The organism is Streptomyces sp. NPDC093586 (assembly GCF_044764905.1).
Classification (GTDB): domain Bacteria; phylum Actinomycetota; class Actinomycetes; order Streptomycetales; family Streptomycetaceae; genus Streptomyces.
In genome coordinates this window covers 1-12,797 of sequence record NZ_JBIWJA010000048.1, presented here as the reverse complement: position 1 = coordinate 12,797, position 12,797 = coordinate 1, and the positions used below count along the sequence as shown (strand labels likewise).

The 12,797-nt window shown below is 68.6% G+C and carries 16 protein-coding genes and 3 pseudogenes; 7 read left to right on the top strand and 12 right to left on the bottom strand.

Annotation, left to right across the window (positions count from 1 at the left end):
* Positions 1–118: 118 nt before the first annotated feature.
* On the bottom strand, positions 119–1,558 hold the full coding sequence (locus tag ACIRFH_RS32420) for a dihydrolipoyl dehydrogenase family protein (RefSeq protein WP_403528769.1): 1,440 nt from the start codon (positions 1,556–1,558) through the stop codon (positions 119–121).
* Between the two features lie 5 nt (positions 1,559–1,563).
* Positions 1,564–2,124: a hypothetical protein gene (locus tag ACIRFH_RS32415; protein ID WP_403528767.1), complete on the bottom strand. Its 561-nt coding sequence runs from the start codon at positions 2,122–2,124 to the stop codon at positions 1,564–1,566.
* A 321-nt stretch (positions 2,125–2,445) separates the two neighbouring features.
* On the opposite strand from ACIRFH_RS32415, the gene ACIRFH_RS32410 reads away from it, so the two are divergent.
* Positions 2,446–2,874, top strand: a complete 429-nt coding sequence (locus ACIRFH_RS32410; RefSeq protein WP_403528764.1) for an organic hydroperoxide resistance protein — start codon at positions 2,446–2,448, stop codon at positions 2,872–2,874.
* Positions 2,875–3,088: 214 nt separating this feature from the next.
* Here the strand turns inward: ACIRFH_RS32410 and ACIRFH_RS32405 are convergent, their stop codons facing one another.
* From ACIRFH_RS32405 to ACIRFH_RS32390, 4 genes and pseudogenes are all read right to left on the bottom strand, one after another.
* Positions 3,089–3,427, bottom strand: a complete 339-nt coding sequence (locus ACIRFH_RS32405) for a YidH family protein (protein WP_403528761.1) — start codon at positions 3,425–3,427, stop codon at positions 3,089–3,091.
* A gap of 31 nt (positions 3,428–3,458) precedes the next feature.
* Positions 3,459–3,719 (bottom strand): hypothetical protein, encoded by a 261-nt coding sequence (locus ACIRFH_RS32400; RefSeq protein ID WP_403528758.1) that lies wholly within the window; start codon positions 3,717–3,719, stop codon positions 3,459–3,461.
* A 46-nt stretch (positions 3,720–3,765) separates the two neighbouring features.
* Complete coding sequence (locus tag ACIRFH_RS32395) at positions 3,766–3,966, bottom strand: hypothetical protein (RefSeq protein ID WP_403528881.1); 201 nt, start codon at positions 3,964–3,966, stop codon at positions 3,766–3,768.
* A 332-nt stretch (positions 3,967–4,298) separates the two neighbouring features.
* Positions 4,299–4,571, bottom strand: a pseudogene (locus ACIRFH_RS32390) (aldehyde dehydrogenase family protein); the annotation flags it as partial.
* Positions 4,572–4,957: 386 nt separating this feature from the next.
* Between ACIRFH_RS32390 and ACIRFH_RS32385 the strand changes: the two are divergent.
* A complete protein-coding gene (locus ACIRFH_RS32385) occupies positions 4,958–5,599 on the top strand; it encodes a TetR/AcrR family transcriptional regulator (RefSeq protein ID WP_403528755.1) in 642 nt (213 codons plus the stop codon).
* 101 nt (positions 5,600–5,700) lie between these two features.
* Here ACIRFH_RS32385 and ACIRFH_RS32380 read toward each other — a convergent pair whose 3' ends face one another.
* The 3 genes from ACIRFH_RS32380 to ACIRFH_RS32370 all read right to left on the bottom strand — a co-directional run bounded on the left by ACIRFH_RS32380 (position 5,701) and on the right by ACIRFH_RS32370 (position 7,489).
* On the bottom strand, positions 5,701–5,946 hold the full coding sequence (locus tag ACIRFH_RS32380) for an ATP-binding protein (RefSeq protein ID WP_403528752.1): 246 nt from the start codon (positions 5,944–5,946) through the stop codon (positions 5,701–5,703).
* 165 nt (positions 5,947–6,111) lie between these two features.
* A complete protein-coding gene (locus tag ACIRFH_RS32375; RefSeq protein ID WP_403528749.1) occupies positions 6,112–6,780 on the bottom strand; it encodes a cytochrome b/b6 domain-containing protein in 669 nt (222 codons plus the stop codon).
* Positions 6,764–7,489 (bottom strand): molybdopterin-dependent oxidoreductase, encoded by a 726-nt coding sequence (locus ACIRFH_RS32370; RefSeq protein WP_403528746.1) that lies wholly within the window; start codon positions 7,487–7,489, stop codon positions 6,764–6,766. The genes ACIRFH_RS32375 and ACIRFH_RS32370 overlap by 17 nt, the downstream gene beginning before the upstream one ends.
* A gap of 217 nt (positions 7,490–7,706) precedes the next feature.
* On the opposite strand from ACIRFH_RS32370, the gene ACIRFH_RS32365 reads away from it, so the two are divergent.
* A complete protein-coding gene (locus tag ACIRFH_RS32365) occupies positions 7,707–8,192 on the top strand; it encodes a recombinase family protein (RefSeq protein WP_403528743.1) in 486 nt (161 codons plus the stop codon).
* A 963-nt stretch (positions 8,193–9,155) separates the two neighbouring features.
* Here the strand turns inward: ACIRFH_RS32365 and ACIRFH_RS32360 are convergent.
* A pseudogene (locus ACIRFH_RS32360) lies at positions 9,156–9,356 on the bottom strand (peptidase M4 family protein); the annotation flags it as partial.
* A 209-nt stretch (positions 9,357–9,565) separates the two neighbouring features.
* Here ACIRFH_RS32360 and ACIRFH_RS32355 point away from each other — a divergent pair.
* Genes ACIRFH_RS32355 through ACIRFH_RS32345 form a run of 3 tightly spaced genes read left to right on the top strand, consistent with a single transcriptional unit; the run spans position 9,566 to position 10,834 of the window.
* A complete protein-coding gene (locus ACIRFH_RS32355) occupies positions 9,566–10,105 on the top strand; it encodes a winged helix-turn-helix domain-containing protein (RefSeq protein WP_403528869.1) in 540 nt (179 codons plus the stop codon).
* Entirely contained in the window at positions 10,021–10,536 is a 516-nt protein-coding gene (locus ACIRFH_RS32350; protein WP_403528866.1) for a transposase, read from the top strand. The genes ACIRFH_RS32355 and ACIRFH_RS32350 overlap by 85 nt, the downstream gene beginning before the upstream one ends.
* Before the next feature lie 19 nt (positions 10,537–10,555).
* On the top strand, positions 10,556–10,834 hold the full coding sequence (locus ACIRFH_RS32345) for a hypothetical protein (protein WP_403528739.1): 279 nt from the start codon (positions 10,556–10,558) through the stop codon (positions 10,832–10,834).
* Between the two features lie 21 nt (positions 10,835–10,855).
* On the opposite strand, the pseudogene ACIRFH_RS32340 reads toward ACIRFH_RS32345, so the two are convergent.
* Positions 10,856–11,653: pseudogene (locus ACIRFH_RS32340) on the bottom strand (IS5 family transposase).
* A gap of 40 nt (positions 11,654–11,693) precedes the next feature.
* Between ACIRFH_RS32340 and ACIRFH_RS32335 the strand changes: the two are divergent.
* The gene (locus tag ACIRFH_RS32335) at positions 11,694–12,392 is read left to right on the top strand and encodes an alpha/beta fold hydrolase (RefSeq protein ID WP_403528736.1); all 699 of its coding nucleotides are present in this window, start codon (positions 11,694–11,696) and stop codon (positions 12,390–12,392) included.
* A 52-nt stretch (positions 12,393–12,444) separates the two neighbouring features.
* Here the strand turns inward: ACIRFH_RS32335 and ACIRFH_RS32330 are convergent.
* Positions 12,445–12,797, bottom strand: a 353-nt coding sequence (locus tag ACIRFH_RS32330; protein WP_403528733.1) for a transposase, incomplete at its 5' end; no start/stop codon positions are given.

Sequence of the window (12,797 nt, the reverse complement as noted above, 5' to 3'; positions counted from 1 at the left end):
CCCTTCCTGAGTGCCGTTCCCCTGCGATCATGTTCCGTGGACGGGACGGGACCCGGCACCGACCGGGGTCGCCCCCGGCCCGGCCCCGGTGGAGTCGCCGTAGACATCGATGCGTCGGTCAACGACCGTAGGTCTCCAGCAGACGCAGCCAGACCTCGCTGATCGTGGGGTACGCGGGGACCGCGTGCCACAGCCGGTCCAGGGGCACCTCACCGGTGATCGCGATCGTCGCGGCGTGCAGCAGTTCCGCGACATCGGGGCCGGCCAGGGTGAAACCGACGATCACCTTGCGGTCCTCGTCGACGACCATTCGGGCATACCCCCGATAGCCGTCGGCGTGCAGGGCCGAGCCGGCAACCGCGCCCAGGTCGTAGTCCACCGCCCGGGTCCGCAGCCCTGCGGCCTGCGCCGCTGCCGCGGTCAGCCCCACCGACGCCACCTCCGGCTCGGTGAACACCACCTGCGGCACCCAACGCTCGTCAGCAGTGGCCACATGCCTGCCCCAGCGGCCGTCCTCTACGCTCTTGCCCTTGGCCCGGGCCACGATCACATCACCCGCGGCCCGCGCCTGGTACTTGCCCTGATGCGTCAGCAGCACACGCCGGTTGACATCACCGACCGCGTACAGCCACCCCCCGCCCAGAGCCTGACCGTCGCCGCCGACCACCCGCAGCGAGTCATCCACCGCGAGCCAGCCACCCGGCTCCAGGCCCACCCGGTCCAAACCGATGTCCTGCGTGTTCGGCCTGCGCCCGATCGCCACCAGCACCTCATCGGCCTCGATCAGCGCACCGCTGGTCAGCGTGACCCGCACCGTGCCGTCATCGGCACGGTCCACCGCGCCCGCCTCGGCGCCCAGCAGGACCGTCGCCCCGGCCTCCCGTAGCGAAGCGGTCACCCTCTCCCCCACGAACGGCTCCGACGACGGCAGCACACCATCACGCGCCAGCATCGTCACCCGCGACCCCAGTGCGGCGAACGCCGTCGCCATCTCCGACGCCACGACACCGCCGCCGATGACAGCCAGGCGTCCCGGAATCGCTTTCGCGGCAGCCGCCTCCCGGCTGGTCCATACCCCCGCCTCGGCCAGACACGGGACATCAGGCAGGAGGGCCGAGCTGCCCGTCGCCACCACGACCGCATGACGCGCGGTCAGCGACGTTACGGCGCCGTCCTCACCCACCACCTCCACCGCACGCTCGCCGGCGATCCGCCCCTGCCCACGGAACAGCGCGATCCCGGCCGACTCCAGCCAGGACACCTGCCCGTCGTCCTTCCAGTGCGAGGCGAACGCGTCCCGGCGCGCCAGCACCGCCCCCGCGTCCAGCGCACCGGTGACCGCTTCACGCGCCCCCGGCAGCCGCTGCGCAGCCCGCAGGGCCGCCGTGCTGCGCAGCAACGCCTTGGTCGGCATGCACGCCCAGTACGAACACTCACCGCCGACCAGTTCCCGCTCCACGAGGGCGGCACTCAGCCCACCCTGCACCACTCGGTCAGCGACGTTCTCGCCGACCGGGCCGGCACCGATGACGATGACGTCGTACGTGTCCGCAGCCACGCCGTTCACGCGTCCTTCGCGGTGCGGCCCAGCCGCAGAGCCGAGATCAGGAAGAACACGGCACCGGGGATGGCGTAACGGATCGCGCTGGACAGCACGGGGTCGTCCGCACCCGCCGACGCGATGAACGATCCGCCCGCGAGCACCGAGATGCCGCCGCTGAGGATCATGGGCCACTGGCCGCCCATCTTCCGCCTCGGGACGGCGACGATCAGCTGCACGAGACCGGCCACGACCGCCCACGCACCCCACACCCGCAGCACCGCCGGGATACCCGACGCACAGGCGAACACCAGAGCGATCGCCGTGATCGAGCTGACCGCCACGTTCACATACAGCAGCCTCGGCTTGCCCGTGCTGCGCGACACCTTCGCGTCATAGATCGCCGCTCCCACATCGAACAGCGGGTAGAGCACCAGCAGGACAGACCCGATCGGAGTGATCTCGTCGGCCATCGTGAGCATCACGAGGGCCCAGACGATGGCGAATGCGAACCGGACGAAGTACAGCCGTCGCAGAGCAGAAGCGGTCCCGGCCAGGCCGGAGTCGGCAGCAACAGTACTCACGATGATCCTTTCGGAAAGGAGGGACAGAACGATCGTTCTGTCGCGCCAGCATGACAAGGGAGGGAGACTCTGTCAATACAGAACGTTCTATCTTCCGAAGGCGCACGTGGGGCCCTCCCCACGCAGACCATCGCCACTCGTTCACCCGATGGAGAACGATCGGTATTGACACCGTGTGACTCGACCGGGAGACTCTAGGCAGACAGAACGTTCTCCCTCGATTTGCCTCTCGCCTTGCGTGCCGCGCCGCGAGCATCACTCGCCGCAACAGCCCAGGCAGACAGCGGGCATACCGGCTTACCTCATACCAAAGGACATACGATGGCAGACACCATTTACCTGGGGATCGCGACTTCCACCGGCGACGGCAGGGCCGGAGGCCGCGTCCAGACCGACGACGGCCTGCTCGACCTCTCGCTGGCGATCCCCAAGGAGATGGGCGGCCCCGGCGGGGCGACCAACCCCGAGCAGCTGTTCGCCGCAGGGTGGGGCGCCTGCTTCCACTCGGCCCTCAAGGCTGTGGCAGCAGGGCAGAAGACCACTCTCACCTCGTCCACGGTCGTCGCAGAGATCGGCGTGCAGCGAACGCCCGAGGGCGGGTTCGGTCTCAGCGCCACGCTGCGCATCGGACTGCCGGACCTTGAGCAGGCGGCGGCCGACAAGCTCGTGGAGGCGGCCCACGCGATGTGCCCCTACTCCAACGCGACCCGCGGCAACATCCCCGTCGACTTCGAGGTCAAGGCGGCCTGAGGCCGGCAGTCGGGGCCGGGGGTTCCTCTCGCCCCGACAGAAAGATGATCGGCGTCCGCTCGGATCGGTGCGCCGGCCGTCCCTCCCACGCGTGGCCGTAACCCACCGAGCACCGTTCGGATTCGAGCCCTTGCACTGATACGGGCACCGCAGTGACGCCAGTGACTGCGGTGCCCGTCAGCACGTACCCGGGAAAGGACCAGGGCTTGAGCACTCAACAGCACTCCCCGCCTGCCGCGAGAGTCAAAGGCGGCATCCGGCTGGGAGGCAGGGGACACCGGTGGCGCATGGCGTGCTGCACTCGCCGCCGGCGACGATAGGCCAACGCGCACAACGCCGTACCGATCACGGCCGGCAGCACCGCGAGCAGACTGCTCAGGGCACTCGGAGCCAGCGCCTGGATGCACTGCGCGGTGGCCACGGAAGAGGCCAGCTGGGCCAGACCGGTCCTCAACCAAGCCAAGAAGGTGCGTTCGTTGGCCAGAGAGAAACGGTGGTCCGGCTCTTCCCCCCTCTTCGTACCAGCGCCGGGCGGGTCGGCACTTGGTCTCACCCGATTCGGTACGCATGGCGTGGTCGCCTCCTCAAACGTGGGGTGAGCCGGAGGACGAGGGCCTCGCCAGCCGCATGAGGCCGGCAGGGGACAGCGACTCACCGGCACGTTCCGTGGACAGCGGTCCGCGACGGACGGCGACTTCCCACGCCGGTACGCCGCCGGCCAGCGTTTCCTCGGCCACCTCGGCGCTCATGGCGTAGCCGAGTTCGGGCGTCAACGCCGTCACCATGCCGACAGAGTCGCCGACCCGGTGCTCAAGCCCTTCCGTGTTCGGGGCGATGCCCTCCACGCACCGGTCCGCCAGGGCTCGTGCGGCCCGTTGTTCAGGCGCGCCGTCAGTAGAACTCCGAAGAGTTCAGGACGACGGACAGCACGAGCACGCCGACGGCGACGACCAGTCCCGGCGTCGTCAGTCTGCCGTCGTGGAACACCTCCGGCCACCACTGGGAGATGTACTGCAGGATGGGCGTCGCCTCGCCCGGCGTGGCCACCGAGATCTGGACGAACGCCGCCCATCCCAGGAGTCCAGAAGCCATCCCGCGCCCATCATCGTGGCGGAGGTCATGGATCCCAGTGAGGCCCGTGCCAGGCGGTGGCCTCCGGTGGTGATCGCTCGTGCCGCAACAGGCGACGTTCGCCCCGTCGCGACGCCCGGCACGCTCCCCCGGAGGAGGCGCCCCCACTCGCCGCACCGGACGGAAGCCCGCGTACGTCCAGTACGGGGGCTTCCGGCCGGCACTCCCCCAGCCTCTGGCCGGGGGGGGGACCCCCGGAGCACGCACCGGACACCGCTCCTCACCGGGCGAACGTCGCCTGCCGCGGCACCAGGCACCGCCGGTCCCCCACGAGGGTCGGTCACGACGTCCTGTCCGGTGCCGATGACGATCTGCAGTCGGGCGAGAGGCGTGCCCGCCCGCCAGAACGCGTCGCACAGCAACAGGGCCGGGAGAGGCGTCCGTTCGTCCGGGCGCAGCACCGTGCTGTTGCCGACGGCGAGGGCGGGCCGTTCTTGTGCGCGACGAGGTTCAGGGGGTCGTTGTACGGAGTCAGCGCCGCGACCACGCCCAGCGGACAGTACTGGTAGCTGCCGGTGTGCGACGCCAGGCGGCTTGTCACGTCCATCGGAAGGACCTGCCGGCAACGGCGTGCACGGCCATCGCGCTGAGCCATAGGGTCTCGACGCACCGGTTCACCCCGGCCGCGGCCTCGCGGACCGTCTTGATGCCCTCGGACACGTTCGCGTGCGTGAAGATCTCACGCTCGTCGCGGACGATGTCGGCGGCGGCCTCCAGGATCCGCCCCGCATGAGTTGCGGGGCGCCTGCGCCGCGCTGGAACGCGCCGGGGAGACCTTCCGCGGCACCGGCGTGCTGAACGCCTACCCGGGCCCGGTCGTCCAGCGTCTGTCGTCCGGATCAGCGCTCAGGAACGGTCACCATGGAGCACCGGCGGACTCGCACGGCCTCCCGGTCCTCTCTCCGGCCTCCACCCAGACCGATCGTTCTACCGTGCGGTAGGCTTGGCGACCATGAGTAGGAGTTCACAAGGCGGCACCATCTCCGAGGCGCGTACGCGGCTCCTGAACACGGCAACCCGGATCTTCTACACCGAGGGCATCCACTCCGTCGGTATCGACCGGATCACTGCCGAAGCCCAGGTCACCCGGGCCACCCTGTACCGCCACTTCGCCGGCAAGGAAGAACTCGTCCTCGCCTACCTCGACCAAGCCGACCAGGCCATCCGCACTCAGATCACCACCGCCATCGCCAGCACCCCGTCCCCGCCCGACCAGGTCCGCGCCGTCGCCAGGACCATCACCGACAGCATCCAGTCCCCCGGCTTCCGCGGCTGCGCCTTCCTCAACGCCGCCGCCGAATACTTCGACCCCGCCCATCCCATCCACCAAGCCGTCCTCGCCCACCGGCAGTGGTTCCTCACCACCCTCACCGACCTGCTCGCACGCACCAACGAAGCCGAGGCCCCAGCCGCCGGCCAACACCTCGTCATGCTCCGCGACGGCGCCATGGCAGCCGGCTGCCTCTTCGACCCCAAACGGATCTCCGAAACCTTCCTCCACGGCGTCGAAGGACTGCTGCGAACCATCACCGAGGACGCGCCCGACAACAACACGCCCCGCGCCACTCCGTCTCTCCAGCCTTTTCCGCAGTGATGTGAACGAGGCAGACGCGGTGGAGTGCCCCTCAACCCGGTAAGTCCGTAAGCCCTTTGGCTCTGCTTGTGGAACGCCCCGTGCCAGCCTCTTGCCATGTACTACAGAGCCCGTGCCGGCGCGAGGATCATCATCTTCATCGTGATCGGATCACGACCGTGCTCTATCGCGTTCGTCACCGGTTCGGAGACGACCAGTTGCGCGTCGTCGACCAGAGAGCCGCTCATGCCCCAGAGTCGCAGGACGGCGGAAGCGGCATGTCGAGCCTGGGCTACCCGAGCAAGGTCCGGGGCGATGACGGCCTCCGAACGACACCGCGTTTGATCGAGGACCGTTGTGGGCGGCATTACGGATCCTTCCACCACTGAGGTCGCCGGCATGCAATCAGCCGTGCCCTGCCCCACATACTGCTCCTCCAACGAACTGTGTGGAACGTTCACTGCACAGCAGCCGGAGAGCGTCGCAAACGCCGTGGCACCCGGCGGCATCCCAGGATGCGACCACGGGAGAGCTCACCGCACTCCCCGCCGCTCACCACTCTGGTCCGGGCGCGGTCTGGGCCCCGGCCGCCACAGCGGATGCTCCTGTTCCGCCCAAGTCCGGGTGACCCAACCGGTGCGCATACCGCGGCGGGCCTCGGGGTCCCCCATGGCCATGCCGATGTGACCGGCGAGAACGACGCCGAGAGTGAGGGCCAGCCAGTCATGGATGAAGGTGGCAGCGGTGCGCCATTCCAGTGGGACGAGGTGGGTCCACCACATCATCAGCCCTGTGCCGAGCATGATGAGCGTGGCGCCGGCCGCCCAGGCGGCATAGAGCTTCTGTCCCGCGTTGAATTTGTGTGCCGGACGGGACCCGGGCCGCCCGTCCCGCCGCAGCACAGCGACCAGCCAACGGCGGTCGTGGGGGCCGAATCGGTTCAACAGCCCCAGGTCGACACGGAAGGCGCGCGAGCCCAGGGCGGCCAGGACCGGGATCGGGAGTGCGATCCCGGACCATTCGTGCACGGTGACCACGAGGGCGCGGCGGCCGATGAGTTCAGCGAACAGGGGGAGGTACAGCATGGCCGCGGTGAGGACGCACACACTCATCAGCACGGCCGTGGCGCGATGGGCCCAGCGCTCGGCCTTGCTGAATCGCCGTACGCTTCCGACCTGCGGGGGATCATGTCGTCGGCTCATCGTCCCGCCCGTTCGAGCGGCCCACCCAGCCGTCGATGTCGTAGCCGCGCTCTTCCCAATAGCCGGGCTGGACATTCTCTGTGATGGTGATGCCGGAGAGCCACTTGGCGGACTTGTAGAAGTACATGGGCGCCACGTAGAGGCGGACCGGTCCGCCGTGGGCGTGCCCGAGGTCCTCGTCCCGCATGCGCAGGGCGACCAGGACGTCCGCCCGGCGGGCCTGCTCCATGGTCAGGCTTTCCGCGTACGCCCCGTCGAAGCAGGTGAAGCGCACCGCGCCGGCCGACGGGTGCACCCCTGCCGCGTCCAGCAGGTGGGACAGGCGTACCCCTTCGAGCGGGGTGCTGGGAACACGCCATCCGGTGACGCACTGGATGTCCCGCACCATGCGCGTTTGAGGCATCGCCTTGAGGTCGCCCAGGGTGTAGGTCGCCGGGCGGTCGACAAGGCCGTCGACGGAAAGCCGGTAGTTCTCGGCGTTCTTCCTCGGTACGGACGAAGTGACCGAGTAATAGCGAAAGCCTCCGCCGTTCGGGAGCAGACCGGTCAGGCCGGAAGGATCCAGCTCGGAGGCGCTCCCCAGGAAACTCTCCATGCCTCTTTGAAGCTTGGGTGCTGCCGCGACGCCCAGCACTCCGAGTCCAAGGGTGCTGAGGAAGACGCGCCGCCCCACGGGAGCGCCTCGCTCCTCCGGTAGTTCAGAGTTCACCGACTCATCTCCTGTGCGTTCGCCGGCCGGCCGCCGGTCTCGTGGATGTCGGTACGCCTGTGTCTCGAGCTGCTTGCCCGCGTTCCGCGGCACCTCTGCAAGACAGAACGTTCTTTTTTGTCAGGATGGCAAGAACCTCCCCCGACTGTCAAGACAGAACGTTCTATGAACCGTTCCGGGTTCGTCAGAGACTCGATCATTTGATGAGGATCGAGTCATGTTCGAGGAGGGCGCTGGCACCTCCAGCCGCCTCCACCCGCTGGATCGGCCGAAGTTCGGTGAGCTGCTGACGTATGCGCGGCCGGGCGCCACCCTGCACATCTCCGAGATGTTCCGCCTCGTACGTGGCACCGGGCACATTCTTGACGTACTCGACGTCCTCCACCGCGACCGCCTCGCCCTGCACATCCACGACGGCGCGTTCTCCGGCTTCGGCATCAGCCGGTTCCTGGCCGGCCGACCGATGGCCGGGGAGAAGCGGACCAACGCGACGTTCTGGCGATCGGTCACCAGGGTCCTGCCGAAGGTCGAAGGCCGCGTCTCCCGTTCCTCCCACCGCACCGGGCGGAAGCGCCTGACCTTCCGCATCGGCGCGCCGGCCGCCGCCGGGGGCCTGGCTCTCGCCGTACTGATCGCCCGGCTCACGCCTCGGTCCGCACTCACCGCTGTGCCTGACGCCCTCACCACACGGGCATCGGCATGACGTGACCGCCACGCCTGACGGCGCCAGCCGCTGACGGACCACAGCACCTGGCGGCCGGTCACCGGACGCCGGCCGCCACCCATCCTTTCTTGACCTGTGCCAGCGCCTCGCGAACGGCAGCCTCGTGGGGGGCCGGGGGCCGACGAGGCCGCGAGTGTGGGCTGCGGCGGCGGCCAGCGTGCGCACGGCCGGAGTGTCCAGCGTCAGCACGGCCACGAGGCGCTGCAGGTCGTCGGTGATCTGCTCGATGGTGCGGTCGAGTCCGTACCCGAGATCGTGGAGCAGTTCGCGCAGGTCGGCGGCCTCGGGCTCACCGGCCCGCGCACGGCGGAAGACGGTGAGGACCTGCCAGAGGTACTCCAACTCCCACGCAGGCAGGAGCAGCAGCGTGCTGGTGTCCTCGTCGTCGGCCGGTTCTTCGTCGGCCAGCTCGGTCAGGCGGCCGACGATGCCGGCCGCCGCCAGGTAGGTGTCGGCGGACAGGACGAACCGATCGGCGTCGAACCGGTCGGCGGCGGTCCTGACGGCTGCGGCGATGACACGCAGCACTCCCTTTTCCAGGTAGCGCAGCTCGTGCAGCCACGAGGGATCACCGGGCAGGACGCATTGCCGGTCCGGTTTGCGCGGCATCGTCACCATACGGGCTCCTCTTCTGGACGGTGCCGCCGGCATTCCGCACCACCCCTACCCGTGCTGTCACCCACACGGGTGACAGCACGGGCTCTTCACCGGGTGGGTTCTTCCGAGACCGCTCCCATGGTGGGGGCTACCGTGCGCGACATTGGCGCCCGCCACCCGATCACATCGCGCGCGTCCGATCGGATGGCAGCCCGGCGCACAGCGAAGACGTCGACACCCTCGCCGTCGCCGGCCCGATCCCGGCGTTCTTCCACGTGCTGCAGGAAGCCGCCCGGAAACTGGTGCGGAGGGTCCGTACGCGATGCGGTCGCCAAGCGCGGGTCGTCCGAAGACCGTCTGCTCGCCGTTCCAGAAGGTGTTGTTGTACTCGCGGTCGTAGTGCACGGTCGGGTCCGGCGGCAGTCCGTCGCCGTCGATGGAGTTGCGCCGGTACGCCTTCAGGAACAGCTCGAAGGTGGCGTCGAGCCCCGCGTAGGCGCGGTTGACCGTCGCATCCCGCCCAAGGTCCTCGCCCTCGCCATATACCGGCCACCTCCATAGAGAGGTCACGGAAAGGTCTCGTCCAGGATGCTAGTGCCACGGCAGGCAACGTTTGCCCTGTTACTGACTTCGGCTCGTCAGGGTGAGCTTTCCTGAAGTTGCTGCTGAGCCTGGGGCAGAGGCTGTATTCCGTGGTGGGTGAGGTATGCGGAGGGGGCGGGCTGACCGCTGTGGGACGCCGGCGCCGGGAGACGGTGCGGATGCAGGCGGCCGAGCTGTTCGAGCAGAAGATCAAGCCGCCGGAGGTGGCACGACGCCTGCGGGTGAGCCCGAAGTCGGCCTACCGGTGGCATCAGTTGTGGCGGGACGGTGATCGTGAGGCTCTGGTCTCCCGTGGCCCGAGCGGGTCGCGGTGCCGACTGTCCCCGCGGTGTCTGGAGAAGCTGGCCGCATACCTCGATGAGGGACCCGCCGCGCACGACTGGGTGGAGGACCAGGTGTGGACCGCGGCGAGGGTGGCCGCGCTGATCGGCAGGAAGTTCCACATCTCCTACAGCGTCTCGGGTGCCACGCGGCTGATGCACCGGCTCGGCTTCAGCCCGCAGGTCCCCGCCCGGCGGGTCGCCGAACGCGACGAGACGGCCGTCACCGTGTGGAAGGAGGCGACCTGGGAGGAGGTAAAAGAACCCGGGCGGCCTGCGGAGGCTACATCTGCTTCGAGGACGAGGCGGGCTTCACCCGCCGGCCGCCCAAAGGACGCACCTGGGGATGGCGCGGCCGCACCCCGGTCGTGACCGTCAGCGGGCGACGCTCAGGGCGCCTGTCGGTGGCCGGACCGATCGCCATGCGGCCCGGCTCCCGGACCCGGCTGTGCCACCGCCTGCGCACCCACCCCGCCGGCAAGGGCAAACGCCGCAGCATGGGCGAGCGGGACTTCATCGCGCTGGCCGACGGCGTCCACCAGCTCGTCAAGGCGCCGATCGTGCTGGTGTGGGACCGGCTCAACACCCACGTCTCCCGCGCCATGCCTGAGTTGATCGCCGAGCGTGGGTGGCTGACGGTGTTCCTGCTGCCCGCCTACTCACCCGACCTCAACCCCGTCGAGGGGGTATGGGCACACGTCAAGCACAGCCTGGCCAACCTCGCCATCGTCGCCCTCGACCAGCTCGAAGCACTCGTACGCAACCGGCTCAAACGCCTTCAGAGGTCGTTGCATTTGGGGTGATCGATAGACTGGCGCCGAGATGAGCACGGAAGACGAAGAGGACAAGACCGAGACTGCCTGCCGAATCTGCGGGTACGACGTCGGCGAGCCGGTGTTCAACGAGTACGGTGTCCCGCAGTACGTCATCTGCCCGTGCTGCTACAACGAGTCCGGTATCGGGGATGACAACGTGTCGCAGGTCCGTGAACTGCGCGGCTATTGGGTTGCCACCGGAGCCCCATGGCATGAGCCGAAGCTGCGTCCAGCCAACTGGGACCTGCTGGAGCAGCTGGCCAACATCCCGCCACAGTGGTGCTGACCCAGACGGCCGGTCACTGCCTCATGTCGTGAGTCGCCGGTAGCAGATGAGGGCAGCAGCGATGCCGGCGAGGGCCAGGAAGTGCTCAGCCTTGCGCTCGTAGCGACGGTGCGGGCGGCGGAAGCCGCCCAGCCAACTCACGGTCCGCTCGACGGTCCACCGGTGCCGTCCAAGGCGGGTTGAGGCTTCGATTCCGCGGCGGGCGACACGGGGTGTGATGTTGCGGGTGCGGAGCCATCGCCGCAGGTGGTCGTAGTCGTAACCCTTGTCCGCGTGCAGTTTGGCGGGTTTGCGCCGTCTTGGCCCTCGGCGAGAACGGATGGGGGGGTATGCCGCGGACCAGCGGTTCCAGTCCCAGGCTGTCGTGGGTGTTCGCGGCGGAGATGCCGATAGAGAGGGGCAGGCCGGCCCGCTCGGTGATCAAGTGGATCTTTGATCCCTTCTTACCGCGATCTACGGGATTCGGACCTGTCAGTGCCCCCCTTTCATCGCGCGCATGTTTACCGAATCGATCGCGCACCTCGACCAGTCGAGATCGCCGTTCGCTCCGAGTTCGTCGAGGACCAGGCGGTGGAGCTTGGCCCATACGCGGGCCTCGCTCCACTCGACGAAGCGTCGGTACACCGTTGACCAGGACGGCCCGAACATCTCCGGCGTCTGCCGCCAGGTACAGCCGGAGGCGGCTACGAACAAGATGGCGGCCAGCACTTCCCGGTCTCCATACCGCCGTCGGCCGCCACCCTGCGGACGTACCGGCGCCACCGGCACCGCGCGTTGGAACAACTCCCACAGCCCCGCTAGGGCGTGTATCGAAAGTATTTCCGGAGCGGTCTTCGGGCCGCTCCGATACGGTGCGGCCATGGCGAACTTTGTGCTAATTGCAGGTGCGCGACTCGGATCGTGGGCGTGGGACGATGTGGTGCCGCATCTGCGTGCGGCCGGCCATGGCGTCCACCCGCTGACGCTGTCCGGCCTCGCTGAGAAGCAAGGTGTACCGGCTGGTCAGCAGACTCACGTACAGGACATCATTGATGAGGTCGAGCGCCAGGACCTGCGTGAAGTCGTCCTGGTAGGTCACAGCTACTCGGGTATCCCAAGCGGTCAGGCCGCCGGGCGGATCGGCGACCGGCTAGCGCACGTGGTCTTCCTTGACTCCAGTGTTCCGGCCGATGGTGAACCGTTCGTCTCCGCTTGGCCGGACGGCGGAGCGATGGTGAGGGCATCGATCGCCGAGAACGGAGGATTCTGGCCGGTCGCGCCGGCGACCCACTTCGAGGGCCACGGTCTCACCGATGAGCAGATCGCACGGATCGTGGGCGGTGCGACGCCGCACCCGGGTGCCACGCTGACCGAACCCGCCGTGCTGGAAAGGCCGCTCGGCGACCTCCCGGCGACTTACATCAAGTGCACGCTCGGTGACCCCGAGCCGACCGACGACGTAGCCAAGCTGCTGACCAGTGGGCACTGGCGGCTGATCGAGATGGACACCGGCCACTGGCCGATGTTCTCCCAGCCACGCGAACTGGCGCAGGTCCTCCTCGACATAGCCGGGGCGTGACCGCAGGTCCATGCTTGCGGACTCCTTGCCAGCGTTGTATCAACTGCCTTGATCACAGCCACTCGTTGATGGCCGCGACGAGGACGGTCGACTCATAACGGACCGCGAGTTTGTCGTACCGCGTGGCCACGGCCCGGTGCCTTTTGAGGCGATTGATGCCGCACTCGACCGCATGCCGAGCTTTGTAGTCCTGCGCGTCGAACTGCGGCGGCCGACCGCCGCGCGAGCCGCGTTTCTTGCGGTTGCGGGCTTGGTCGGCCTTGTCCGGGATGGTGCAGCGGATCCCCCGGCGGCGCAGGTAAGCCCGGTTCTTGCGGGAGGCATACGCCTTATCGGCCCGCACGCGGTCGGGGCGGACACGTGGCCGGCCCGGCCCGGTGCGGGGCACGCGGACCTTCTCCAGTA